Origin of the sequence: Microbacter margulisiae, from assembly GCF_014192515.1 — a bacterium.
Classification (GTDB): Bacteria; Bacteroidota; Bacteroidia; order Bacteroidales; family Paludibacteraceae; genus Microbacter; species Microbacter margulisiae.
The window spans coordinates 666504-691862 of record NZ_JACHYB010000001.1 but is presented as its reverse complement, the minus strand read 5'-3'; the positions used below and the strand labels follow the sequence as shown (position 1 = coordinate 691862).

22 protein-coding genes are annotated in these 25359 nt (G+C 35.4%); 10 read left to right on the top strand and 12 right to left on the bottom strand.

The features are described 5' to 3' along the window. Nucleotides 1–26 precede the first annotated feature (26 nt). The 3 genes from FHX64_RS02955 to ispE all read right to left on the bottom strand — a co-directional run bounded on the left by FHX64_RS02955 (nt 27) and on the right by ispE (nt 4747). Nucleotides 27–1244 (bottom strand): tetratricopeptide repeat protein, encoded by a 1218-nt coding sequence (locus tag FHX64_RS02955; protein ID WP_183412350.1) that lies wholly within the window; start codon nt 1242–1244, stop codon nt 27–29. Between the two features lie 44 nt (nt 1245–1288). Further along, entirely contained in the window at nt 1289–3802 is a 2514-nt protein-coding gene (gyrA, locus tag FHX64_RS02950; protein WP_183412349.1) for a DNA gyrase subunit A, read from the bottom strand. A 129-nt stretch (nt 3803–3931) separates the two neighbouring features. Beyond that, nucleotides 3932–4747 carry a 4-(cytidine 5'-diphospho)-2-C-methyl-D-erythritol kinase gene (gene ispE / locus FHX64_RS02945; protein WP_183412348.1) on the bottom strand — a complete coding sequence of 272 codons (816 nt, stop codon included), beginning with the start codon at nt 4745–4747 and terminating at the stop codon, nt 3932–3934. A 242-nt stretch (nt 4748–4989) separates the two neighbouring features. On the opposite strand from ispE, the gene dnaB reads away from it, so the two are divergent. Then, on the top strand, nt 4990–6531 hold the full coding sequence (dnaB, locus tag FHX64_RS02940) for a replicative DNA helicase (RefSeq protein WP_183412347.1): 1542 nt from the start codon (nt 4990–4992) through the stop codon (nt 6529–6531). Between the two features lie 84 nt (nt 6532–6615). Here the strand turns inward: dnaB and aspS are convergent, their stop codons facing one another. The 3 genes from aspS to FHX64_RS02925 are packed head-to-tail and all read right to left on the bottom strand — an operon-like array spanning nt 6616 to nt 11292. Continuing rightward, complete coding sequence (gene aspS / locus FHX64_RS02935) at nt 6616–8367, bottom strand: aspartate--tRNA ligase (RefSeq protein ID WP_183412346.1); 1752 nt, start codon at nt 8365–8367, stop codon at nt 6616–6618. Nucleotides 8368–8397: 30 nt separating this feature from the next. Then, complete coding sequence (locus tag FHX64_RS02930) at nt 8398–8982, bottom strand: DUF3109 family protein (protein ID WP_183412345.1); 585 nt, start codon at nt 8980–8982, stop codon at nt 8398–8400. Between the two features lie 6 nt (nt 8983–8988). Further along, the gene (locus FHX64_RS02925; protein ID WP_183413508.1) at nt 8989–11292 is read right to left on the bottom strand and encodes an NADP-dependent malic enzyme; all 2304 of its coding nucleotides are present in this window, start codon (nt 11290–11292) and stop codon (nt 8989–8991) included. Nucleotides 11293–11505: 213 nt separating this feature from the next. On the opposite strand from FHX64_RS02925, the gene FHX64_RS02920 reads away from it, so the two are divergent. Beyond that, complete coding sequence (locus FHX64_RS02920; protein ID WP_183412344.1) at nt 11506–12000, top strand: dihydrofolate reductase; 495 nt, start codon at nt 11506–11508, stop codon at nt 11998–12000. 19 nt (nt 12001–12019) lie between these two features. On the opposite strand, the gene FHX64_RS02915 is transcribed toward FHX64_RS02920, so the two are convergent. From FHX64_RS02915 to FHX64_RS02905, 3 genes are all read right to left on the bottom strand, one after another. Then, nucleotides 12020–12934 (bottom strand): dihydroorotate dehydrogenase, encoded by a 915-nt coding sequence (locus tag FHX64_RS02915; RefSeq protein ID WP_183412343.1) that lies wholly within the window; start codon nt 12932–12934, stop codon nt 12020–12022. After that, nucleotides 12928–13695 (bottom strand): dihydroorotate dehydrogenase electron transfer subunit, encoded by a 768-nt coding sequence (locus FHX64_RS02910; RefSeq protein WP_183412342.1) that lies wholly within the window; start codon nt 13693–13695, stop codon nt 12928–12930. Before FHX64_RS02910 ends, FHX64_RS02915 begins: the two co-directional genes overlap by 7 nt. A 151-nt stretch (nt 13696–13846) precedes the next feature. Beyond that, nucleotides 13847–14302: a helix-turn-helix domain-containing protein gene (locus FHX64_RS02905; RefSeq protein WP_183412341.1), complete on the bottom strand. Its 456-nt coding sequence runs from the start codon at nt 14300–14302 to the stop codon at nt 13847–13849. Nucleotides 14303–15100: 798 nt separating this feature from the next. Between FHX64_RS02905 and rlmD the strand changes: the two genes are divergently transcribed. From rlmD to FHX64_RS02885, 4 genes are read left to right on the top strand one after another with little or no spacing between them, the layout of a single operon-like run. Further along, nucleotides 15101–16516 (top strand): 23S rRNA (uracil(1939)-C(5))-methyltransferase RlmD, encoded by a 1416-nt coding sequence (gene rlmD, locus FHX64_RS02900; protein WP_183412340.1) that lies wholly within the window; start codon nt 15101–15103, stop codon nt 16514–16516. Nucleotides 16517–16526: 10 nt separating this feature from the next. Continuing rightward, nucleotides 16527–17402 (top strand): glycosyltransferase family 2 protein, encoded by an 876-nt coding sequence (locus tag FHX64_RS02895; RefSeq protein ID WP_246392285.1) that lies wholly within the window; start codon nt 16527–16529, stop codon nt 17400–17402. 2 nt (nt 17403–17404) lie between these two features. Next, nucleotides 17405–18001 carry a MarC family protein gene (locus FHX64_RS02890; RefSeq protein ID WP_183412339.1) on the top strand — a complete coding sequence of 199 codons (597 nt, stop codon included), beginning with the start codon at nt 17405–17407 and terminating at the stop codon, nt 17999–18001. A 5-nt stretch (nt 18002–18006) separates the two neighbouring features. Further along, nucleotides 18007–18393: a diacylglycerol kinase family protein gene (locus tag FHX64_RS02885; RefSeq protein WP_183412338.1), complete on the top strand. Its 387-nt coding sequence runs from the start codon at nt 18007–18009 to the stop codon at nt 18391–18393. A gap of 9 nt (nt 18394–18402) precedes the next feature. Here FHX64_RS02885 and xseB read toward each other — a convergent pair whose 3' ends face one another. Together xseB and rfbB are read right to left on the bottom strand one after the other, a co-directional pair. Beyond that, on the bottom strand, nt 18403–18600 hold the full coding sequence (gene xseB, locus FHX64_RS02880; protein ID WP_183412337.1) for an exodeoxyribonuclease VII small subunit: 198 nt from the start codon (nt 18598–18600) through the stop codon (nt 18403–18405). Between the two features lie 34 nt (nt 18601–18634). Then, on the bottom strand, nt 18635–19687 hold the full coding sequence (rfbB, locus tag FHX64_RS02875) for a dTDP-glucose 4,6-dehydratase (RefSeq protein ID WP_221202129.1): 1053 nt from the start codon (nt 19685–19687) through the stop codon (nt 18635–18637). A 305-nt stretch (nt 19688–19992) separates the two neighbouring features. Here rfbB and FHX64_RS02870 point away from each other — a divergent pair, with 305 nt between their 5' ends. From FHX64_RS02870 to recR, 3 genes are all read left to right on the top strand, one after another. After that, a complete protein-coding gene (locus FHX64_RS02870; RefSeq protein WP_183412336.1) occupies nt 19993–21849 on the top strand; it encodes a DUF349 domain-containing protein in 1857 nt (618 codons plus the stop codon). Nucleotides 21850–21910: 61 nt separating this feature from the next. Then, on the top strand, nt 21911–23176 hold the full coding sequence (locus tag FHX64_RS02865) for a pseudouridine synthase (RefSeq protein WP_183412335.1): 1266 nt from the start codon (nt 21911–21913) through the stop codon (nt 23174–23176). Nucleotides 23177–23294: 118 nt separating this feature from the next. Beyond that, nucleotides 23295–23909 carry a recombination mediator RecR gene (gene recR, locus FHX64_RS02860; RefSeq protein ID WP_183412334.1) on the top strand — a complete coding sequence of 205 codons (615 nt, stop codon included), beginning with the start codon at nt 23295–23297 and terminating at the stop codon, nt 23907–23909. Here the strand turns inward: recR and yihA are convergent. Then, nucleotides 23906–24511, bottom strand: a complete 606-nt coding sequence (yihA, locus tag FHX64_RS02855; protein WP_183412333.1) for a ribosome biogenesis GTP-binding protein YihA/YsxC — start codon at nt 24509–24511, stop codon at nt 23906–23908. The genes recR and yihA overlap by 4 nt on opposite strands. Nucleotides 24512–24674: 163 nt before the next feature. On the opposite strand from yihA, the gene mtgA reads away from it, so the two are divergent. Then, a complete protein-coding gene (mtgA, locus tag FHX64_RS02850; RefSeq protein WP_183412332.1) occupies nt 24675–25358 on the top strand; it encodes a monofunctional biosynthetic peptidoglycan transglycosylase in 684 nt (227 codons plus the stop codon). Nucleotide 25359 lies beyond the last annotated feature (1 nt).

The following is a 25359-nucleotide window of genomic DNA, read 5'->3' as shown; positions in this document are numbered from 1 at the left end:
TTTTTATAATAAAAACAAGACGTTTTTTAATTATTTCCTTCATTGTTCAATGCCTGATACTCTTTTGTCATTTGCAAACGATAGTACAATTTTTTCAACGTACCGGTAATATCTGTATCTTTGGGATTCATCTGATGGGCTTTTTCAAAATAAGGTAATGCTTGTTTGAAAACATCAGTCGCTTGGGTTACTTTTTGGTTATAAACATTGACGTCTTTAATGTCATTAGCAGCTAAAAGCATATTAATAGCTTGATTATAATATAAACGACCAAGTGAAGCTTCTGCTTCTGCATAATCAGGTTTTAATTCCAAAGCCTTTTCAAAAGCAGCACGAGCACCATCAATATCTTTGTTCATTTCTAACAAATTACCTTTTACATATTGATATTGAGCAACTTTAGGTTCTTCTGTAATAGCCTGATTCAAGTAATTCAATGCTTCAGCATTTTTTCCTGAATAGATAAAATAGTTAATCAGATTTTGTAAAAAGAAAGGTTCTGCCGGAAATTTAGAAGCACCAGTTTTCAAAACAGCTACAAAATTTGCGGTATCTTTTTTAGCAGCATATTCTTGGTATAGAAGTTCATATACATTCTTCAACTCATAATTATCATTTTTGAGTTGTCCTAACAAGTTAAGAGCGGTAGTTGTGTCGTTTGCGTTGATAGCTGCAATTGCAGTGTAGTATTTAACCATTTTGTAGGTTGAATCTTTTTTCAATTCATCGGGTTTAAACATTTCCAAATCAGGAATTGAAAGATAAACCTCAAATGTTTTAACTACATCAGCATAGCGTTTTTTGTCAAACAAATAACTTCCATAGCGAATTAGCTGTCCATCTGTATAGTAGGTGTGAAAAATATTCTTGATGTCTTTGGTAAAGCGTGGTTTGATTTTTCCTTTATCATTAGGTTGTTGATCTAAATTATAACTTTTCAGATAACAGCCGAAAGCTTTCACCAAATTCAGACCTAACGTGTCTTGATCAAATTTTTGTTTCAGCAATTCTTTAGCATACTCCTTTTCGCTTATTGCATTATAAACAGTACCTGCAACATACCATGTTTCAGCTTCATCTTTTGTTGCTGAATTTTGCTGTGCAGCTTGAATAGCAGCTATAGCAGCAGGAAAGTCCGGCGTACTGGCCAAAGCCTTATTTTTGGCCAAAGAAACATTTGATTTCTGGCCAAACACAGTAACCGTTGTAACGATTAACATTAGAGATAATAAAATCTTTTTCATAACAATGTTTTTTAGGGTGTGATTTTTAATTGATTGTGTTTTAATTATTCTTCTTTAGTGGAATCATTGTCATCAACATCTGTGATTTGAGAAGTAATTTCTTCGTTTGCTTCTGATTGTACTTTGCAGACAGATGCTATTTCATCATTTCGTTTTTCCAGATTAATAATCCGCACACCTTGTGTGGCTCTACCCATTACACGTATACTTGCCACATTAGTACGAATAGCAATACCTGATTTATTGATGATCATTAAATCATTCTCATCCGTTACATTTTTTATACTGACCAAACTGCCTGTTTTGTCGGTTATGTGCATTGTACGGACACCTTTTCCTCCACGATTGGTAATTCTGTAATCATCTATAGACGAACGTTTTCCGTATCCTTTTTCGGAAACAACCAATATAGTTTCTTTCTCTGGATCAGCAATACATATCATACCAACAGCTTCATCAGCAGTGTCATCATCCAGCATCATACCACGAACTCCTGTGGCAGTTCTGCCCATTTCACGCACTTTACTTTCATGGAATCGTATTGCACGGCCATTCCGGTTGGCTATGACAACTTCAGAATTACCATCTGTCAGACGAACCTGAATTACCTGGTCATCATCGCGTATTGAAATAGCATTTACACCATTAGCCCGTGGACGGGAATACGCTTCCAAAGAAGTCTTTTTAATGATTCCTTTTTTCGTACAGAACAACAAATAATGAGATTGTGTATACTCTACATCCTCCAGTTGTTTGACCCGTACAAAGGCATTTACTTTATCTTCTGCATCTATATTGAGCAGGTTTTGTATAGCCCTCCCTTTGCTATTCTTATTGCCTTCAGGAATCTCGTATACTTTCAGCCAGTAGCAACGTCCCTTTTGCGTAAAAAAGAGCATATAGCTATGCATCGATGCAGGATATATATATTCAATAAAATCTTCATCACGCGAATTGCTTCCTTTCGACCCTACTCCACCTCTATTCTGTGATTTAAATTCGCTTAAGGGTGTTCGTTTAATATATCCCAAATGAGAAATAGTAATGACCATTTCTTCGTCAGCGTAAAAGTCTTCAGGATTAAATTCTTCCGATGAGTAAAGGATTTCCGTGCGACGTGCATCTCCATATTTGTTTTTGATCTCAAGCAGTTCATCAGCAATAATCTGCATTCTGTGTTCTTTGTTCCCCAGAATATCCTTCAAATCTGCAATCAATTTTTGTATTTCATTGTACTCAGTATGAAGTTTTTCCTGTTCCAATCCGGTAAGCTGACGCAACCGCATTTCCACAATAGCCCTTGCTTGAATCTCAGATAAGGCAAACCGATCCATAAGGGCAAGTCTTGCTTCATCTGGCGTTTTCGAAGCTCTGATAATGGCAATGACTTCATCAATATGATCACTGGCAATAATTAATCCTTCGAGAATATGTGCTCTTTTTTCTGCTTCTTCCAGTTCAAACTGTGTACGTCTTACCACTACTTCATGGCGATGTTCCACAAAATGTCCAATCAGATCTCGAAGCGAAAGTGTCAACGGACGACCATGGACCAAGGCAATATTGTTGACATTAAATGAGGATTGTAGCGCTGAATATTTGAATAGCTTATTCAAAACAACCTGAGAATTTGCATCCCGTTTTACGTCAATAACAATGCGCATACCCTGACGATCACTTTCGTCATTAATATTGGATATGCCATCTATTTTCTTTTCTTCCACCATGTCAGCTATTGCTTTAATTAGCTCAGCTTTATTGACCATATATGGAATTTCAGTGACGATAATTTTTTCTCTTCCGTTTGAATCAACTTCAATTTCAACTCTGGAGCGAATAACAATTCGTCCTCGGCCAGTTTCAAAAGCTTCACGTACGCCGGCATAGCCATAAATTATTCCTCCGGTAGGAAAATCAGGAGCTTTTACATATTTAATTAGCTCATCAACAGTAATTTCACTATTATGGATATAAGCAACTGTAGCATCTATGATTTCTGATAAATTATGCGGTGGCATATTTGTAGCCATTCCTACTGCAATACCAGACGCTCCATTCACTAAAAGATTAGGAATCCGCGTTGGCAAAACCGAAGGTTCCTGCAAAGAATCATCAAAGTTAGGTTGAAAATCGACTGTGTTTTTGTCAATATCCAACAACATCTCTTGTGCAATTTTTTGCAACCTAGCTTCTGTATAACGTTGAGCAGCAGGATTGTCCCCATCCACAGACCCAAAATTACCTTGTCCATCTACTAATGGGTAGCGCAAAGACCAAGGTTGGGCTAATCGAACCATGGCCAGATAAACGGCTGAATCTCCGTGTGGATGGTATTTCCCTAATACTTCTCCAACGATTCTGGCTGACTTTTTATAAGGTTTATTTGCATCTAAACCTAATTCATTCATAGCATACAATATTCGACGATGCACAGGTTTAAACCCATCTCTTACATCTGGCAACGCTCGCGAGACAATCACCGACATAGAGTAATCTATGTAGGATGATTTCATCTCTTCTTCAATATTGATCTTTATAATTCTATCGTTATCAATCATCTATTTTAATTAATTGATTTCTGTCGTGCAACTTTAAAAAGCGCACTAAGTTATATATTTTTATAGATAGTACCAAACCATTTATCCAAGTTTGCCAACAAAAAAGGTTAATCAATCAGCTCAATATGCTTAATTCTGTGGAGGTTGATGAATCCAGACAAAACAATCCGGAAGATCAATCTTGGGAATATCCCCAGATGGGAAAATGCCAAATATAGCGGAACCAGATCCTGACATGGCAGCATACAAGGCCCCTTTGTTATAAAGCATTGTTTTTATGTCGTTAAGCTTTGGATATTTTGAAAACATGACTGATTCAAAATCATTGACAATAGTATTTTTCCACGTTTCAATTGGATGTTTAATTAATTCATTTACAGATACATTCTGTTTCTTAGGTATAATTGAGCCATAAGCCTCACGGGTTGATATATGAACAGGAGGTTTAATAACCACGAACAAATAAGCAGCAAGATCTAATTCAACAGGAGCTAATATTTCGCCTCGCTGTGTAGCATAAGCAGGAACATTACGAATAAAAAAAGCACAATCAGAACCAAGTTTTGCTGCGTAATTTTCCATTTGATCGTCCCCTAAACCCAAAGCAAATGTCTTATTAAGCAATCGAATCATTGCGGCAGCATCGGACGATCCTCCACCAAGACCAGCTCCCAAAGGAATATTTTTATGTAAGAATATAGACAATTCAGGCAAGTCAAAGTCTACTTTTACCATATTAAATGCTTTGATAACCAGATTATCATGCGCTTGATCCGACAATTCTATCCCTGAAATCGTCAGCGATGTTTTATTGGCAGGGATAATTTCCAACGCATCACAAAGAGAAATCGGATAAAAAACTGTTTCTATGTTGTGAAATCCATCTGTCCGCTTTTCTACAATATTCAGTCCAATATTAATTTTTGCATTGGGGAAGCACAACATGGGGGAAAATCAATTTAGAAATTATTGTTAGAAGCAAGGCAATCTATTTGTATTTAGATCATTGGAATGCATTGCATTCTTCTACAAAGATAGAAATTATTTATAGGAATACCGATTTTAGAAAGTATTTTATCTCTAATTTATATGTCAATTCAATCGTCTGTTAGTATTTTGTTGAAACATTTTGTTAGAAGTGAATTAGAAAAAGAGTAGATTTGGAATTCCAAAATAATCAAAAACTAATGGAATCTAATTCAAAGAATACAAAGCGTAAAGCTTCTTCTCCGATAGTGACAGCACAAAACGAATATGGAAAACTCCCTCCTCAAGCCATCGAACTTGAAGAAGATGTTCTGGGAGCTATGATGCTTGAGAAAGATGCGTATTATTCAGTGAGCGAAATCTTATTGCCTGATTGCTTTTATAAAGATGCCAATAAAAAAATTTACAAAGCAATCATCGATTTGGCTCTCAAGGAAGAACCTATTGATATGCATACAGTCACTGAACAACTGCGTAAGAATGGCGTTTTAGATGAAGTCGGGGGTGCCTATTATATTACGCTTCTGACAGCTAAAGTAGCTTCGGCTGCTCACATAGAATTTCATTCTCGAATAATAGCACAAAAATATTTGGCACGTGAGTTAATCCGTGTCTCAAGCGAGATTCTTTCCAAAGCATTTGATGATCGGACTGATGTTGCCGATTTAATGCAAGAGGCGGAAGGAATGTTGTTTGAAGTTTCTCAACGTAATGTAAAAAAAGATGTTCAGCAAATTAATCCCATCATTGAAGAGGCTGTCAAGCGTATTCAGGAAGCATCCAAACGACCGGAAGGATTAAGCGGCATTCCATCGGGCTTCCATAGTTTAGATAAGATAACTTCCGGATGGCAACGTTCTGATTTAATTATTATTGCAGCACGTCCTGCGATGGGGAAAACTGCTTTTGTCATTTCCATGGCACGCAATATGGCTATTGACTATAATGTTCCGGTTGCGTTATTTTCACTTGAGATGTCTAATGTGCAATTAGTGAATCGTTTATTGATGAATGTATGCGAGATAGAAGGTGATAAAATAAAAAATGGACAATTAGCCCCCTTTGAATGGCTCCAATTGGACTACAAACTTAAAAAATTGTATGATGCTCCAATTTATCTGGATGATACGCCAAGCCTCTCTGTTTTTGAATTGCGTACCAAAGCGCGCCGCTTAGTGAAGGAACATCATATCAAGATGTTGATTATTGACTATTTACAGTTGATGAATGCCAGTGGCATGACTTTTGGCAGCCGTGAGCAGGAAGTTAGCACTATTTCCCGTTCATTAAAAGGCTTGGCAAAAGAATTGGACATTCCAATCATTGCATTGTCACAGTTAAACCGTAGTTTGGAGGGTCGTCTAGGAAGAGAAGGCAAACGGCCTCAATTATCTGACTTACGTGAATCTGGAGCGATTGAGCAAGATGCTGATATGGTTTGTTTTATACACAGGCCTGAATATTACAAAGTTACAGATGATGGCCAGGGAAATTCATTGATTGGGCTTGCGGAAATTATTGTTGCTAAGCATCGTAATGGGGCTACAGGTGATATTTTGTTACGATTTAAAGGTCAGTTCGCTAAATTTACGAACAGAGACGATGATGATGATAGTACTTATCAAGGCTATGTTTCGAAAATTAATGAAGATAATGCTTCCTTGGCTGCAAATAATTCATTAAATGTTGATTATGATGCTTACCCACCTCCTCCTCCCCCAAATCATGATGTGCCATTTTAATATTTGCAAAAAATTCCTCTTTGATTGTCATTCTCAAAGAGGAATTTTTTGTTGTTAAAGCAGGAACATATCTTTTGTAAATCGCTATTTACTATCAATAAGCTTCAATGATAATTCGGTCAACTGATTGGTTTCAATTGGAGATGGAGCTCCGCTCATCATATCCCGCCCTGCATTGTTCTTAGGAAATGCAATGCAATCCCGAATACTGTCTAATCCTGCAAACAAAGAAACCACCCGATCTAAGCCAAAAGCTAATCCTCCATGGGGAGGAGCTCCATATTTGAATGCATCCATTAAAAATCCAAATTTAAACTGAGCTTCTTCTTCGCTAAAACCCATAATTTGAAAAATTTTATGTTGCAATTCACTATTATGAATTCTAATGGAACCACCGCCCAGTTCTACTCCGTTAATTACCATGTCATAAGCATTAGCACGGACTTGACCTGGGTCCGTTGATAGCAAGACAATATCTTCAGGTTTTGGAGACGTAAAAGCATGATGCATTGCGTAATAACGCTGTGTCTCTTCATCCCATTCGAATAATGGAAAATCAACAACCCACAACGGTGCGAAAACATCTTTTTTTCGTAATCCTAACCGCGTTCCCATCTCCAACCGCAATTCTGATAAAACCTTTTGGGCTTTTTTCTTTTCATCTGCCAATATTAAGATCAAATCGCCTGGTTTTGCCTGCACCTCTTCGGCAATTGTTTCTAAATCATTTGCGTTATAAAACTTATCGATGGATGATTTAAAGGAACCATCTGGTTCATATTTTATATAAACCAAGCCTTTAGCGCCTAATTGAGGTCTCTTGACAAATTCAGTTAGCTCGTCTATTTGTTTCCGCGTGTATGAACTGCATCCTGTTGCGCAAATACCTCCAACATATTCTGCTGAATCGAACACAGAAAACTGATGTCCGGATACTACTTCTTTTAATTCCACAAATGGCATTCCAAACCGTAAATCAGGCTTATCAGATCCATACAAGCGCATAGCGTCTGCATAAGTCATTCTTGGAAAATCATGTATGTCAATATGATGAATCGTTTTAAAAAGATGTATCATCATACCTTCAAAAAGATCCAACACATCGTCCTGCATCACAAATGACATTTCACAGTCAATTTGAGTAAACTCTGGTTGTCGATCGGCTCGTAAGTCTTCATCACGAAAACATTTGACAATCTGAAAATAACGATCAAATCCAGCAACCATTAAGAGTTGTTTATAAAGCTGCGGAGACTGTGGTAAAGCATAAAACTCACCTGGATTCATTCGTGATGGAACAACAAAATCGCGGGCTCCTTCTGGAGTTGATTTAATTAAAACAGGAGTTTCAACCTCTAAAAAATTATGCTCACTTAAATATTTTCGAACCTCCAATGCAATTAAGTGACGTAATTCTAAATTTTTACGCACAGTATTCCGCCTTAGATCAATATATCTGTACTCCATTCTTAAATCATCTCCTCCATCTGTATCATCTTCGATGGTAAAAGGAGGAATTTTCGACTCATTGAGAATGCTTAACTCAGCAGCGATAATTTCAATCTCGCCGGTATTTAAATGTAAATTTTTATTGCTACGCTCAGCAACAATACCTTGACATTGAATTACCCACTCTCTTCCTAATCGATTGGCTTTCTCAAACAATTTTGGATTCTTTTCCTGATCAAATACCAATTGTGTGATGCCAAAACGATCCCTTAAATCAACAAAAGTCATTCCTCCCATTTTACGAATGCGTTGTACCCAACCGGATAAAATCACAGATTCGTTGACATTTTGAAGGCGTAATTCGCCACAGGTATGTGTTCTATACATTGATGTAACTAATTGCTTAAATGGTTATTATTACATTTTAAATTCTGTGTTGGTTATGTAATTGGCTACCGCAATTAATTGCTGGTACCAATCTTCACCAAATCTTCGAATCAAAGGCTCTTTCAAAAATTGAAACAGTTTCCTATTTTCTTGATCTCCAAGTTCGATTCCTCCTTTACAAATATGCCATTGATGATAATTAACAGCTGTAAAAGTTCTATGTTTTTGAAGCCTTACAGGATATAAATGACATGAAATGGGTTTTTTAAAAGAGGTTTTCCCTTTCTCAAAAGCTTCTTCAATCCGACATTTCCAATATCCCTCGGCATCCTGAAAAGCAAAAACACATTCGGCTCCATTAACTATAGAAATCGAGAGATCATTATCTCGATCAAGATATGTTATTCCTTGTTTTTCTATCACTTCTTTGGCTGCTACTGAAAGATCGGCCCAAATAGAAGGTAATAAAACTTCAATTTGTTTTGCTTCTTCTTCTGTGACTGGAGCTCCTTCCTCTCCTTCTACGCAACAGATACCTTTACATTTTGATAAATCACATATAAAATTCTGCTGGACAATATCTCTGCTAATTATAGTATCATCTATCTGAATCATAGATAATTACGCTAATTCCCCTATATTGTTTTGTCTTTTCTGTTCTTCAACAATAGCATCGATGACAGCAATAATCGTCATATTAACGATATCACGAACTGAACTTTCAACATCAAGAATATGAATTGGTTTCTTTAGTCCCATTTGAATTGGGCCAATCATGTCTGATATTCCCATTTCCAAAATCATTTTGCTGGCTATGTTTGCCGAACTTAAATTAGGGAAAATCAATGTGTTAACTTCTTTATCTTTTAGTTTTGTAAATGGATATTTTTCGTCACGTAATATTTTATTTAATGCAAAATTTACTTGCATTTCTCCATCGATAACCATATCCGGACACATATGATGCAAAGTGTCAATTACACGATGTATACTTGCAGGGCTACCTTGTTTATCAACGCCAAAATTGGAATAAGAAAGCATTGCCATAACAGGATCATGAGCAAAAAATTTCACAGCCTGATTTGTTAAGCGAGCAATATCCACTAATGTTTCTTCATTCGGATGACGATTGAACAACGTATCGGCTAAAAAGAAGGTCCCTTTTTTTGTATTGGCAATATGCATTGCGGCAATATGTTTCATTCCATCACGAATGCCAATCACCTGTTTAGCCGCATTTATGTTTTCAATAAAGTTGGTATATGCACCTGTGATCATGGCATCTGCATTACCCATTTCAACCATCATCATACCAAAATAACTCCGATCAAACATTTTTTCCAGTGCATCGGTTAATGTCATACCATCACGTTCACATTTAGCTGTTAAATGTTTAGCATAAAGGGTACGCCGCTCTTCTTCCCGATCATGACGCAGATTTATAATCTCAATGCCGGTCAAATCGATATTATTTTCAACAGCCATCTTTTCAATACGTTCTTCATTCCCTAATAAAATTGGGAAACATACGCCTTCTGCTTTTGCGGTAGCTGCTGCTCTCAGCATATTTAAGTGATTAGCTTCTGAAAAAACCACTCGTTTAGGATTCTGACGTGCTGTTTCAGTAAAATGACGCAACATTTTATTATCATATCCCATTAATTCTCTTAGTTTTACGTTATATGCATCCCAGTCAGTAATTGGATTACGTGCAACGCCGGATGCAATTGCAGCTTTTGCTACTGCAGGGGCAACCGTGGTTAAAAGACGAGGATCAAGGGGCTTAGGAATAATATAAGATCTACCAAAAGAAATTTTATTCAAATTATAAGCAGCGTTGACAACATCAGGAACATGTTGCTTGGCTAAATCGGCAATAGCCAATACCGCTGCTTTTTTCATCTCTTCATTAATAGATGTTGCGCGAACATCTAAAGCGCCACGGAAAATATATGGGAATCCTAATACATTATTGATTTGGTTCGGATAGTCGGAACGTCCTGTGGCAAAAAGAATATCTCCTCGCGAATCCATGGCATCAGCATAAGATATTTCGGGGTTCGGATTGGCTAATGCAAACACAATAGGATCTTTAGCCATGGTACGAACCATTTCTTTTGTCAAAACATCAGCAACAGATAATCCTAAGAAAACATCAGCTCCATAAACTGCGTCAGATAAAGTTTTCAGACCTTGACGATCTGTGGCAAATTCTTGTTTTTGCGGGGTTAAATTTTGCCTGTCTGCTGTAATAACGCCCTTGCTGTCTACCATGATAATGTTTTCTTTACGAGCACCAAGCAATACATACAAACGGGCACAGGAATTGGCAGCTGCACCAGCTCCATTCACTACAATACGAATATCTTCAATTTTTTTTCCTACAATTTCAAGTGCATTGATCAAACCTGCAGCAGAAATAATTGCCGTTCCATGTTGATCATCATGCATAATCGGAATATCTACTTCTTCGCGTAAACGGGTTTCAATTTCAAAGCATTCTGGAGCTTTAATATCTTCTAGATTAATACCACCAAACGTAGGAGAAATGGCTTTAACAATTTGAATAAATTTTTCGGGATCTTTTTCGTTGATTTCAATATCAAAAACATCAATGCCAGCAAAAATTTTAAAAAGAAGACCTTTTCCTTCCATAACCGGCTTACCAGCTAATGCACCAATATCACCTAATCCCAAAACAGCTGTGCCATTCGAAATAACAGCAACTAAATTCCCTTTTGTCGTGTATTCATAAGCTGCATTCGGATCTTTTTCAATTTCTAAACACGGCTCTGCTACTCCAGGGGAGTAAGCCAACGATAAATCTGTTTGAGTACTGTAGGGTTTAGTTGGAACAATTTCTATTTTTCCAGGTTTGCCCATTCTGTGGTAATTGAGGGCGTCTTCTTTTGTGAACTTTGCCATTGTATAAGATGAATAATTGATTGTGTTTCTTAAAAGGAGCTGCAAATTTAGATTATTTTCTTCTAAAACTATCGTGTGCTGAAACAATAAATTGGCATATTTATTATTTTTCAATGCTATTTGCTTGTCTTATTATTTCATCTTCTCCTCAGTTTTAACTCTTCATATTTTTCCAAAAAGTAATATCTTTGTCAATCTCTAAACAATACGTGTATGCCGATAATATCCATTATTGCTGCTATAGCCGAAAACCATGCGATTGGTTATAAGAATCAATTATTATGCCATATTCCTGACGATTTGAAAAGATTCAAACGACTTACATTGAATCATCCCATTATTATGGGGCGCAATACTTTTTTGTCTCTTCCTAAAGGAGCACTCCCGGAACGAAAAAATATTGTCGTTACCCATCAATTGTTAGAATTTGAGGGATGTGCTACTGTGCATTCGATAGAAGATGCGGTGGAGATATGTAAGAATGAAGAAGAGATATTTATTATTGGAGGGAGTTCGCTATATAGTCAAATTGTTCCCAAAGCCGATAAAATGTATCTAACGCATATTTATGCCACATTTCAAGCCGATGCTTTTTTCCCTACTATTGTTGATGACGAATGGAAAAAAGTTTTTTCAGAATATCATCCGGCTACAGATAAAATACCATTTGGTTACTCGTTTGTAAATTATGAGCACATTCATGTATAATCTAATCGGCAAATCAACGTCAACTGATTTTTAAAGCTCCAATTATTTCGGAAATCGAAGTATAATGATGACGTTCCAGATAATCCTGGATTCCTTGCAATACATTCAAACTCACCGTAGGATCAATAAAATTAGCAGTGCCAATCTGAATAGCAGTAGCTCCCGCCAGAAAAAATTCAACTGCATCCCGGGCATTGCTAATTCCTCCCATGCCAATAACTGGAATATTCACAGTATGAGCAACTTCCCATACCATACGCAAAGCAATTGGTTTAACACATGGGCCTGACAGTCCACCTGTAATAGTAGATAAAACCGGAGTTTGCATTTCAGCATCAATTGCCATTCCTAACAAAGTATTAATCAAGGAAACAGCATCTGCACCTTCATTTTCAACAGCTTTAGCTATGATTTTAATGTCAGTTACATTAGGCGATAATTTTACGATCAATGTTTTATGATATACTTTGCGAACTTCTTTGACTACTTCAGCGGCTGCATCTTTATCAACACCAAATGCCATGCCCCCTTGCTTTACATTGGGACATGAAATATTAAGTTCTATAGCAGGTATATTATCTACAGCATTAATCTTCTCAGCTGTTTCAATATAATCATCCAGTGCCGAACCGGACACATTTACTATAAATGTGGTTTGAAAAGCTTTTAGTCGGGGGTTTATGGAGTTTATAAAATAATCCACTCCTTTATTTTGAAGTCCAACGGCATTTAACATGCCAGCTGGCGTTTCTGCCATCCTTGGATATAGGTTTCCTTCGCGGTGATGAAGCGTTGTCCCTTTTACACATATAGCTCCTAATTGATTAATATCAATAAAATCAACATATTCTTCGCCATATCCAAATGTTCCTGAAGCTGTTATAACTGGGTTTTGCAACAATAAGCCGCCTATTTTTGTCGTTAAATTTACCATACTAGTTCTTTTGTATTAAATACAGGTCCCTCCGTACAAACACATTGGTGTCCATGTTGTGTAGGTGTAACACAACAAAGACAAGCTCCTATTCCACACGCCATTTTATTTTCTAAGGAAACTTCGCAGTCAATCGAATATTTTTCGGCATATCGTGCTACAGCCTTCATCATAGGAGTGGGGCCACATGAATAGATTTTATCAAAAGTGTTTTGCAAAACAGAGTGCTCTGTTACAAAGCCTTTTTCACCAACAGAACCATCCTCAGTTGTTACAAAGACATTGCCATGCTTATGAAATTCATCTAACTCAATCAAACCATCAGCATTTTTTGCTCCTATTAAAAAATTGGGAGTAACGCCTTCTTCTTTCAACTTAGATCCTAAAAACAATAAAGGTGCAATTCCTACACCTCCCCCAATCAGCAAGAGATTTGATTTTTTGCTATAAGGCATTGAAAATGCATTACCTAATGGGAAAATCAAATTTAATTTCTCGCCTGGTTTAGATTTGCTTAATGCCTGAGTTCCGTCTCCTACGATCTGAATAAGTATCCAAATTTCCTTTTTATCCACATTTACGTAATTAATTGAAAAAGTACGCCTTAAAAATGCAGAAGATACATTGTCAATTTTGATTTGAACAAATTGCCCTGGCAAAATCAAAGGAAGAGGTTCTGAATATGTTAGTTTCAACAAAAAATTGCTTTTGTTCAGTGAAATATTTGCAGAGATAATCCAATCGCCGATAAATTTTTTCATTCTCACACCGGAATAAATAGTTAGAATTCAAAGTAAATATCTAAATTTTAATCTATTACGAGCTAAAATCCACAATATAAACTTTATGTTGAATTGCATACAAAAGTACGAAAATCCGAACGAGATTCAAATTCGATATAAAAACAAACAATTAGTCAGTCTGAAATTGGGTTGTTGTTGATGGGACAAATTCTTCAAAAGTCATATCGGAATAATAAACCGTAATCTTACTTACTTTCTTGTTTTTCAAACTTTCAATAGATTGAATATTGGATGTGGAAGTGATCGGTTTGAGATGGTCTTCTTTTTTTATAGATTTTGTTTGAGGATTAACGGAAGTAAGACTGGAGTCTTTTTCTGAGATGTCAAACAAAGATGTTTGTTCTAATCCATTCGTTTGTCTCATCATACTACCTCTTCCTAAAACAAGCCAGTCCGGATTAATAGATGGATAAGCAGAAAGAATCTTTTGAATTATTTCCATACTGGGCTTGTTTCTCCCGTTTAAGATGTGAGAAATAACTGACGCTTGTGTCCCAATGGCTAAGGCAAATTTACCTGAAGTCAGTTGTTCATGTGTAATGATTTGAGCAATTCGTTCTTTCATGATGAAAAATGTATCATTTCTTTACACTACAAATGTAAACTATTTTCTTTACAAATTGCATATTTACAACTGTAAAATAGAGAATATAAATTACACATATGTACAGTACGAAATAATACGTTACAGACATCTATTTAGGTATGATGCTCAGGATGTTCATTTGTAATTTTGCTATTCAAAATATCGTGTACTTAAACTTTATGTAATATTCATATATACCAAGTAAACAGTATACTACTAATTTAATTTAACAATAAAAATGACTTTTGCAGCATAAATTTGACTACGCAAGAATATGTCTCAACTTTATATTTATATATAGTACATAAAACACTAGATATATGATTATTACAAAATACAAAAAGCTATTGTTATAGGATTCAAATGATTAAATTCACAAATGTTATTTTAGACGATTTATTGCGTTACTTTTTTACTTTACATATGTCAATAAGCTATTTGATTTACATATATAATCTTTCAACATGTGAATAAAAGAATAGTTACATAGTCAAAAAAGTATTTTTGTAGCGATTTACAACCAGATCACTATGAAATTTATGCAGTTAGAACACTGTTTGCCAAAATTGCTATTTTAAAAATAACAAAGGACCTTCATTTTTTGAATTAACCAAATGAAGTACAATTTATTACACGTAATATGTACTTATTTCTATTGCTTGAGAATTCAATATTTTCAATAAGTATTAGGGGTAGGTGAAAAATTTATAGTCAAAGGCGTTCAAATATATTCCAAGCCCGGAAATAAATATTTATTTTTGCGATAAAAAAGATCTTGTGAAACCAAACAAAAAATCACTCCCTATTTTGACTAATATTCCAATTGTTGATATTGCTGCAGAAGGAAAAGCAATTGCCAAACTCGACAATTGGGTTATCTTTATACCTACAGTTGCCCCTGGTGATATAGTCGATCTTCAATTGACAAAAAAGAGAAAGAGCTATGGAGAAGCAAAAGCTATTTTATTTCATCATTTCTCAGAAGATAGAGCCGTCCCTTTTTGTGAACATTTTGGTACTTGCGGTGGATGCAAATGGCAGCATTTAACCTATGAAAAACAACTACATTATAAGCGTAAGCAAGTTATAGATAATTTGGAAAGAATTGGAAAAATTGAATTGCCTGAAATATCACCTATTTTAGGCTGTCTGCAAACAACCTTTTATCGAAACAAACTGGAATTCACTTTCTCAAATAATCGATGGATGACTCAGGATGAGCTTCATTCAGACCAACAAGAATATACAGTTGATAAAAATGCCCTAGGATTTCATATTCCTGCTTTATTCGATAAAGTGTTGGATATCAAAAGCTGTTGGTTACAAAGCGAACTTTCGAATCAAATTCGGAACAGCGTTAAAGCTTATGCTATTGAGCATCATATGCCTTTTTTTGATTTGCGAAAACAAAATGGCTGGCTTCGAAATATGATCATTCGCTCATCGACTACCGGTGAAGTAATGGTTATCATGGTCTTTTATTTTGAAAATGCAGAATTAAGAAACAAACTTCTCGAATTCATTTCCAAAAGTTTCCCTCAGGTAACATCTCTTGTCTATATCATTAACGAAAAAGCAAATGATAGCATTACTGATCAACAAGTGCATTTATTTCATGGCCGTACTTATATTGTCGAACAAATGGAATCTTTACAGTTTAAAATTGGACCAAAATCCTTTTATCAAACAAATTCCAAACAGGCTTATGAACTTTATAAAATTGTCAGAGAGTTTGCGCAACTATCAGGGAAAGAATTAGTTTATGATCTTTATACTGGAACGGGAACAATCGCTAACTTTATAGCAAAGAATGTGGCTAAAGTTATTGGTATAGAGTATGTACCTGAAGCTATTGAAGATGCAAAAGCAAATGCTTTGCTTAATCACGTAAATAATACATTGTTTTTTGCTGGTGATATCAAAGATGTAATGAATAATGATTTCGTGGCAACTTATGGTACGCCTGATGTGTTGATTACAGATCCACCAAGAGCAGGAATGCATAAACAGGTTGTTGAAAAAATCTTAGAATTGAGTCCTAAACGAATTGTTTATGTTAGTTGTAATCCGGCAACACAAGCAAGAGATCTGCAATTACTTGATGAAAGTTATGTGGTCACAAAAGTACAACCTGTAGATATGTTTCCTCATACTCAACATATTGAGAATGTAGTACAATTGACACGACGTTAAATATAATAAGATGCAATATGATACGTCACTAAGTGAGATGCCTTTAAAAACTGAATTGAAAGATAGAAATCTAAATGTTTCTATTGTTAGATATGGGCAATCGTTTGATTTGATTGCTTTGCTGATTAATTTGCTAAAACAGGCATCTGTCGTCCATACGATTTATATAATAGATAACTCTCAGGTAGAAGATATTCGTTTTCATTCATTATCTGTAGAATATATCAAGAATAAGCGCAATATTGGATTTGGACGCGCTCACAACATTGCAATTCAACATTCTATCAATGACAATATAGTATATCATGCAGTCATTAATCCAGATGTCACGTTCGAACCTAGAATTTTGTTCCGTATAATCAAATTTATGCAGAACAATCCGAAAATTGGAGCCTTAATGCCCAAGATATTTTATCCTAATGGAGATCTGCAATACCTTTGTAAATTGCTTCCGGCTCCCTTAGACTTGATATCCAAGCGTTTTTTCCCTGAAAAATGGACAAGAAAGCGAATAGATAAATTTCAATTAAAACATTTTGATTATAATGAGACGCTTAATGTGCCGTATTTATCCGGATGTTTCTTAATTTTGAAAATTGAAGCTTTACAAAAAGTCGGGTTATTTGATGAACGTTTTTTTCTCTATCCGGAAGATATTGACTTATCTCGTAGGATACATGAGCACTATGATACGGTTTTTTATCCTGAAGTAAATATTACACATGCTCATGAACAAGGTTCTTACAAAAAACTTTATCTTTTGGTCATTCATGTTGTAAATATGATTCGATATTTTAACAAATGGGGCTGGATACTCGATCAACAAAGAAAACAGATCAATTCTCAAACCTTGAGCTTAGTTGATAACCTTAAAAATCAGAAGTAAATATGAAAATTGATATTTTAGAAGTTACGAGTGCTTTTGTCGTCTTGTTTGCCATCATTGATATTTTAGGTTCAGTCCCTATCATTCTCAACCTAAAACAAAAAAATAATAAGATTAATCCATTGATGGTTACTGCGGTATCATTTGGCGTAATGCTGGCTTTTCTTTTCGCCGGCGATATAATTCTGCGAATGTTCAATGTTGATATTAAATCATTTGCCGTCGCTGGGTCTATTATTATTTTTATTATGGCGTTTGAGATGACATTAGGAGTCGAAATTTTTAAAATGGATGGACCTTCAAATGTAGCGTCCATTGTACCGCTGGCCTTCCCGCTAATTGCTGGACCAGGATCATTTACCTCTCTCCTGTCTTTGAGAGCAGAATACCAAACGATCAATATTATAATCGCGTTACTTTTAAATATGATTTTTGTTTACATTGTACTGAGAATGACAGACAAAGTAGAGCGATGGATTGGTGAGGGCGGAATTTATATTTTGAGAAAATTCTTTGGCATAATTTTATTGGCTATAGCCGTAAAACTATTTGCAACCAATATTGCCTCAATTTTTGGAGCCTTGATGATGCACAAATAATTAATATGTCGACAACAAAATCTCCTTCTTTCCTGCGATTTATCAATAGCTTTCGATACGCCCTTCGTGGAATTAAAACATCACTCAATAAAGGCGAAGTAAATATCCGGGTGCACGTTTTTGTGGCAATCGCAGCCATATCGCTTGCCTATCTTCTACATCTAAGCATACTCGAGTGGAGTGTTATTATTGTCTGTATAGGAATAGTGATTGCTGCTGAGTTATTTAATACAGCTATTGAAAAATTAGTTGATCTGGTTTCTCCTGAATGGAATCATAAGGCCGGCATAGTCAAAGATATTGCTGCAGGAGCAGTTTTAATTGTAAGCATTGCTTCTGCCATCATTGGCATCATCATTTTTGCCCCAAAAATCATTGATTTATTTCACTGAAAACATGCGTCATCCGATATCTTCAAACAATTTTTGAATTTCTGAGTCAGTTTCAAACAATTGCTTTTGACATTGATGAATTAAATCTGTTGCCTTTTTTACCACTTCAGACAGTTCTTCTAAAGGAATCTCATTTTTTTCGAGTTGTTCCAATAATTTTTCCAGTTCTTCAATAGACTCAGAGTAGCTTTTTTTAAATTTCGGCATATAATCCTATAGAATTTCAAATTTTGTAGCTATCTTATTTCAGATTGTATTGTTTTTTATAATACTGTTGATATGCCCCGGACGTAATGTCGTCGAGCCATTTTTCATTAGCAAGATACCAGTCAACTGTTTTTTCCAAGCCTTCTTCAAATAGTAATGATGGCTTCCATCCTAAGTCATGTTGCAGCTTTGATGAATCAATCGCGTATCGTAAATCGTGCCCTGCTCTGTCAGTGATGAATGTAATTAATTGCTCAGAGGCTCCTGATACGCGCCCCAATTTTTTATCCATTATTTTACATAATAGCCTGATTAAACTAATATTCGACCATTCATTATTTCCTCCAATATTATAAGTTTCTCCATTTACGCCATGATGAAAGATGAGATCAATAGCAGCAGCATGATCGTTTACATAAAGCCAATCACGAATATTTTCGCCTCTCCCATATATAGGAATAGGTTTTTGATGTTTAATATTATTGATAGCTAATGGAATCAATTTTTCAGGGAACTGTCGTGCCCCATAATTATTTGAACAATTGGAAACAACAACAGGTAATCCAAAAGTATGATGAAACGCCCTGACAAAATGATCTGAACTTGCTTTTGATGCTGAATATGGGCTTCGAGGATCATAAGAGGTTGTTTCATGAAATTTACCTTCCTGACTTAATGAGCCATAGACTTCATCTGTAGAAATATGGTAAAACCGTTTATCTTCATATGCGTTCTTCCATAATTCTTTAGCTGCATGAAGTAAATTTACTGTTCCCAACACATTCGTTCTGACAAATGATAATGGGTCTGTAATAGAGCGATCCACGTGTGATTCGGCTGCTAAATGAATAATGCCATCAAATTGATATTTTTCAAATAAACGGTGAATAGCATTTGTGTCTGTAACATCTTCTTTTTCAAAAATATGGTTTGGCTTACTCAAAACATTGTTCAGATTTTCCAAATTGCCCGCATAGGTCAGAGCATCCAATGTGATAATTTGATAGTCAGGATATTTGTTCACAAAAAGATCAACTACATGCGAACCAATAAAACCTGCCCCACCCGTGATTAGTAGACTTTTCATTATCAGATATTTTTATATTTCAGAATTTAAATCCTTCAGACTACAAAAATACAAGAAAAATAACTATTTATAGCTATCAAGAGGTCTTAAAACAAAAAAAATTACACTGATATTATTGACCACTGATTTTGTCAAATAATATTTTTAGCATAGATGCTTTGTAGTAAAAGCGATCGCATAATATATTCCGAAACACTTTGTAATGAGAAAAAAAGTCGCTAATTTTGCAACACATTGAATAAGTGATTATCGAACTTTCGTTTTGATCTTCATCGTTCCTTTTTAACACTCTAACAATATTGCCCATGGACACTCTTGATGACATCAAGCCACAATCCTCAGAATCGACTTTATCGTATACAAATTCGGAAAATTCTGACCTTCAACAGGCGTCAGAAGAACAATCCGTTGAGCAGATAGATGTCAACAAAGAAAATGAATCTTTCCGCGAATTTGCTTCATTAACAAAAACAGCTCTAATAGAGAAGCTCCAGGAAATTTTAAAAAATCCTATAGAAAAAATTGACAAAGAAGAAGTTGAAGGGATTAAGCAATATTTTTATCGCAAACATAAGCTTGAAATTGAACAACAGAAAAAAACTTTCGTTGAAAATGGGGGTATTGAAACAGACTTTACCCCACTTCCGGACGAAGATGAACTTCAATTTAAAGCATTGCTTCAAACATACAAAGATCAGAAATATGCATATGCAGAAAATATTGAAAAGACCAAAGAAGATAATCTCAAAAAGAAATTGTCTATCTTAGAGCAGTTAAAAGAAATTGCAGAATCAGGTGATGTTGGAGAGAGTTTGCCTATTTTCAAAAAATTACAACAAGAATGGAAGAGTATTGGCGCAATTCCTCAAACGAAAGTCAATGAGCTTTGGAAAATCTATAATGGATACATGGAACGCTTTTACGATCTGATTAAAATCAATAATGAGCTTCGCGATTATGACTTCAAAAAAAACCTGGAACAAAAAATAGCTTTATGTGTTGCTGCCGAAAAACTGGCGATTGAAAAAGATGTTGTTGTAGCCTCGCGTATGCTGCAAAAATTACATGAAGAATGGCGTGAAATAGGTCCAGTTGCACGTGAATTTAGAGAAGAAGTCTGGGAACGTTTCAAAACTGCATCTACTGTTGTAAATAAAAAGCACCAAGAGTTTTTTGCTGGATTAAAAGCTCAGGAAGAACTTAATTTACAAGCTAAAACAAAATTATGTGAACGTGTAGAGGCTATTGATTATTCTAAATTGATTAGCTTCCGTGATTGGGAAAACAAAACAAACGAAATCATTGAATTGCAACATCAATGGAAAGGTGTTGGTTTCGCTCCTCGCAAAGAAAATATCAAAATCTACGAACGTTTCCGAACTACTTGTGATCATTTTTTCCAACAAAAAAGCGAATTCATGAAAGCCTCCAAAGCTGAATTGGATGCAAATTATGAAAAGAAAAAAGTTCTTTGTGAAAAAGCTGAATCATTGAAAGATAGCACTGACTGGAAAAATACGACTGACATATTAATCCAGATCCAAAAGGAATGGAAAACAATTGGCCCAGTTGCAAAAAAATATTCTGATGCATTATGGAAAAGATTCGTATCTGCTTGTGATCATTTTTTTGAAGAAAAAGCAAAAACCTTTTCTTCAAAAAAAGTAGAAGAGATGGGCAATTTGAATTTAAAACAGGAGTTGATAGATAAAATCAATGCACTGAAAAAAACTGATAACGTTCAAGAATCATTTGATCATTTGAAAGAATTACTTTCCCAATGGCATACGATTGGACATGTCCCTTTTAAAGAGAAAGACAAAATATTTAAATCATTCAAAGATGCGGTAAATAAGCAAATGGATGCATTGAATATTGATGCTGTCAACCGGAAACTCATTTCGTTTAAAGACACAGTTGAAAAAATGATTGAAGGGGATCACTCCAATCAATTATTCCGAGAACGGGAAAAATTGCTACGGACTTATGACACACTGAAATCAGAAATTGCCACATACGAAAACAATATTGGATTCATTACAGCAAAATCAAAAAAATCAGATACCATTGTTACAGAACTTGAACGCAAAATAGAACGACTAAAAGAAGAACGAAACTTGATTGAAAAGAAAATTAAACTTATAGATGAGAACTTACAATAAATAATCAAATACTCATCTATATAATTCATGTCCTATACCAACCTTATTAATTATTTCAACAATGGACTTTAATGATAATAATTGGCAAAATTCTGATCAACAGTCAGGAAATGAACATGCCAGCCGTGACGGTAATTTTAACAAAGAGAATAGAACTCGGAAACGTTTTTCTGTACATGGATCATCAGAAAAACCAAACTTTTCAGGCAACAATTATAAATCACGTGATAACTTTCAACAAAGGCCATATTCACGCGACAATGCGAATAGAAACAATACACAGCGTGGTTATAATAATTATAACAACAAACCATATTCTAATGATGGGAATTCTTTTGAAGGAGGTAATCGTGACTATTCGAAATCATACCGCAGTTCAAACGACTCATCAAATCGTAGAACTTATTCATCTCAGGATCCTAATCGCAATCGCTCTGAAAATTACGGCAACAGCTATAATAAAGAAAGGAGAGATTTTTCAACTCAAAAATCCTCACAAAGTTATAATAATCAACGAAATAACTTTAACGGAAACACTTCCCGTCCTCGCCAACAGGCATACAGACCAACGCCTGCACCACGAACTTATGCCCCGCTTCCAAACGCAAATGAGCCTGTAAGACTCAATAAGTTTTTAGCAAATGCAGGGATTTGTTCACGACGAGAAGCTGATGAATATATAAAAGCCGGCGTTATATCCGTAAATGGAGAAATAGTAACGGAATTAGGCACAAAAATTATGCCCACGGATAAAGTTTTATTTCATGATCAATCCGTACAGTCTGAAAAAAAAGTGTATCTTCTGCTCAATAAACCCAAAGATTTTGTTACCACAGTTGACGATCCAAAAGAACGGAAAACAGTGCTTGATCTGGTCAAAAATGCTTGTTCTGAACGGATTTATCCAGTAGGTCGTTTGGATAGAAGTACGACAGGAGTGCTTTTACTTACAAATGATGGTGATTTAGCGTCAAAGCTAACCCATCCGAAATATAATAAAAAGAAAATTTATCATGTTTTCTTAGATAAAAATCTTTCAAAAGCAGACATGGAAAAAATTTATACCGGTATCGAGTTGGAAGACGGAGAAATACATGCCGATGAAATTCATTATGTAGATGAACAAGACCACAAACAGATTGGCATTGAAATTCACTCAGGACGTAATCGTATCGTACGACGTATATTCGACCATTTAGGTTATCGGGTTAAACGTTTGGATCGCGTATTTTTTGCAGGTCTGACAAAGAAAGGGTTACCGCGTGGAACATGGAGATACCTCACACAAAAAGAGGTTAACATGTTGAAAATGGGTGCGTTTGAATAATGTTTTTCAACTTCTCGTTTGCTATTTATTAAACTATATAGACAAAAGCTGCTTTATAAGGCAGCTTTTGTTCAATATAAAACCATAACTCAATAATTAGACCTATTTTTAGTATCACATGAGTTTCCAAAGCTTTCCATCTGCTTTACTCGAAGCTGCTGTAAATGAATTTTCAAAACTGCCTGGCATAGGTAAAAAGACCGCATTACGATTAGTCTTGTATCTTTTACATCAACCAACCCCTGATGTTGAAAAATTCGGGAATACATTGATCCGGCTTAAACATGAAATTCATTATTGCAAAAGATGTCACAATATTTCTGACACTGAAATTTGCGACATTTGTGCAGATTCTGGCCGGGATCAGTCCATCATATGTGTGGTTGAAAACATTAAAGATGTGATTTCTATTGAAAATACGCAGCAATTCAATGGCTTATATCACGTATTAGGTGGAATCATTTCGCCAATGGAAGGCATTGCTCCAAGCGATCTGGAAATAGACAGTTTAGTGGAACGAGTCGCACAAGGTGATATTCAGGAAATCTTCATGGCTCTAAGTCCAACAATGGAAGGTGATACGACAGCCTATTACTTGTATAGAAAATTAAGTGCGTGTCAAGTTAAAATTACAACAATTGCCAGAGGCATAGCCATTGGTAATGAATTAGAATACGCAGACGAAATTACTTTAGGACGATCGATCGTAAACCGAACTCCTTTTAGTTACTAATTTTTGCCATATTGATCATTCAATTCCTCAATATAGTTCAGTATTTCGACCCTTCCTTTTCCTGTTTTTGAGGATGTTTCAAAAATGAGAGGCAATGTTTCCCATGTCTGAAATAAAGTTTCTTCATATTTTTTCCTATTGTTCAGAAACTGTGTTACTGATAGCTTATCGGTTTTTGTAAAAACAATTGAAAAAGGAATCTCTTGAACACCTAACCATTCTATAAATTGTAAATCAATCGATTGAGGTTCAAGCCTGGAGTCTATTAATACAAAAAGATTAATTAATGGCTTACGGAGCAGGATATAAGAATCAATCATTTTCCTCAATCGTTCACGGGCTGCCAGCCCTGTTTGCGCAAATCCATAACCAGGTAAATCAACAAGAAACCATTCTTTATTAATCAGAAAATGATTGATCAATAACGTCTTACCTGGTTTCCCAGAAGTTAATGCAAGACCGTTCTTTTGAGTTAACATGTTGATTAACGATGATTTGCCTACATTAGAACGGCCTATAAAAGCATACTCCGGTAATGCAGTTTCAGGACAAGATCGAACATCTGTGTTGCTTTTGATAAATTCAGAAGAAAAAATATTCATAAACCTCAATTGGGTGTTCGTGGTGAGACCACTTTAATTTTATTGGAATAAGCCATGCAAAGTTAGCAAAATTAAAAGGAGTTACCTAATGAAACTTGCTATCTTGTCCCTAAGAAACTGAACAAAATTAACTATCTTTGTATTGTTCTTTTCATTCTTCATCATGAAAAAATTTGGGAGAGTCATTGGAATTATCCTGCTTGCTGGCTTTATGTTCAGCCTTTTATCTGTTATTGTTTATCGTTTTGTGCCTGTGTTTATTACTCCATTAATGATAGTCAGATCAGCTGATAAAATTATTCACGGACAAAAACCTGTCATTGAAAAAAAATGGGAACCACTTGATAAGATTTCTCCCAATATGGTACAAGCAGTCATTGCATCTGAAGATAATTTGTTTATGGAACATTTCGGCTTTGACGAAAAAGCTATAGAAGAAGCATTTAAACATAACGAACATAGCAGGCGTATAAGAGGTGGAAGTACCATTTCGCAACAAACTGCAAAAAATGTCTTTCTTCTCCCAGACAGATCATATGTGCGGAAAGCTATTGAAGCCTATTTTACCTTACTGATTGAAACATGTTGGGGGAAAGAGCATATAATGGAAGTGTACCTGAACGTGATTGAAACGGGAGATGGAATTTATGGAGTTGAGGCTGCCGCAGAACATTATTTTCACTGTCATGCATCACAATTATCTAAATCACAGGCAGTTTTGATCGCAGTGTCGTTACCTAATCCACGTAAATTTAATCCGGCACATCCGTCAGCATATTTGCTTGAACGACAGGCAAAAATTTTACATCTAATGAGTGAACTTCCTAAAGTTTCATTTGAAAAATAGT

What these genes read in the sequence shown, in the direction of transcription:
- recR (WP_183412334.1), top strand. Translation starts at nt 23,295, where the DNA reads ATGAGTTTCCAAAGCTTTCCATCTGCTTTACTCGAAGCTGCTGTAAAT.
- FHX64_RS02905 (WP_183412341.1), bottom strand. Translation starts at nt 14,302, where the DNA reads ATGAAAGAACGAATTGCTCAAATCATTACACATGAACAACTGACTTCA.
- FHX64_RS02895 (WP_246392285.1), top strand. Translation starts at nt 16,527, where the DNA reads ATGCAATATGATACGTCACTAAGTGAGATGCCTTTAAAAACTGAATTG.
- FHX64_RS02885 (WP_183412338.1), top strand. Translation starts at nt 18,007, where the DNA reads ATGTCGACAACAAAATCTCCTTCTTTCCTGCGATTTATCAATAGCTTT.
- rfbB (WP_221202129.1), bottom strand. Translation starts at nt 19,687, where the DNA reads ATGAAAAGTCTACTAATCACGGGTGGGGCAGGTTTTATTGGTTCGCAT.
- xseB (WP_183412337.1), bottom strand. Translation starts at nt 18,600, where the DNA reads ATGCCGAAATTTAAAAAAAGCTACTCTGAGTCTATTGAAGAACTGGAA.
- FHX64_RS02870 (WP_183412336.1), top strand. Translation starts at nt 19,993, where the DNA reads ATGGACACTCTTGATGACATCAAGCCACAATCCTCAGAATCGACTTTA.
- yihA (WP_183412333.1), bottom strand. Translation starts at nt 24,511, where the DNA reads ATGAATATTTTTTCTTCTGAATTTATCAAAAGCAACACAGATGTTCGA.
- FHX64_RS02890 (WP_183412339.1), top strand. Translation starts at nt 17,405, where the DNA reads ATGAAAATTGATATTTTAGAAGTTACGAGTGCTTTTGTCGTCTTGTTT.
- ispE (WP_183412348.1), bottom strand. Translation starts at nt 4,747, where the DNA reads ATGTTGTGCTTCCCCAATGCAAAAATTAATATTGGACTGAATATTGTA.
- FHX64_RS02920 (WP_183412344.1), top strand. Translation starts at nt 11,506, where the DNA reads ATGCCGATAATATCCATTATTGCTGCTATAGCCGAAAACCATGCGATT.
- FHX64_RS02955 (WP_183412350.1), bottom strand. Translation starts at nt 1,244, where the DNA reads ATGAAAAAGATTTTATTATCTCTAATGTTAATCGTTACAACGGTTACT.
- FHX64_RS02915 (WP_183412343.1), bottom strand. Translation starts at nt 12,934, where the DNA reads ATGGTAAATTTAACGACAAAAATAGGCGGCTTATTGTTGCAAAACCCA.
- dnaB (WP_183412347.1), top strand. Translation starts at nt 4,990, where the DNA reads ATGGAATCTAATTCAAAGAATACAAAGCGTAAAGCTTCTTCTCCGATA.
- FHX64_RS02865 (WP_183412335.1), top strand. Translation starts at nt 21,911, where the DNA reads ATGGACTTTAATGATAATAATTGGCAAAATTCTGATCAACAGTCAGGA.
- FHX64_RS02910 (WP_183412342.1), bottom strand. Translation starts at nt 13,695, where the DNA reads ATGAAAAAATTTATCGGCGATTGGATTATCTCTGCAAATATTTCACTG.
- aspS (WP_183412346.1), bottom strand. Translation starts at nt 8,367, where the DNA reads ATGTATAGAACACATACCTGTGGCGAATTACGCCTTCAAAATGTCAAC.
- mtgA (WP_183412332.1), top strand. Translation starts at nt 24,675, where the DNA reads ATGAAAAAATTTGGGAGAGTCATTGGAATTATCCTGCTTGCTGGCTTT.
- FHX64_RS02925 (WP_183413508.1), bottom strand. Translation starts at nt 11,292, where the DNA reads ATGGCAAAGTTCACAAAAGAAGACGCCCTCAATTACCACAGAATGGGC.
- FHX64_RS02930 (WP_183412345.1), bottom strand. Translation starts at nt 8,982, where the DNA reads ATGATTCAGATAGATGATACTATAATTAGCAGAGATATTGTCCAGCAG.
- gyrA (WP_183412349.1), bottom strand. Translation starts at nt 3,802, where the DNA reads ATGATTGATAACGATAGAATTATAAAGATCAATATTGAAGAAGAGATG.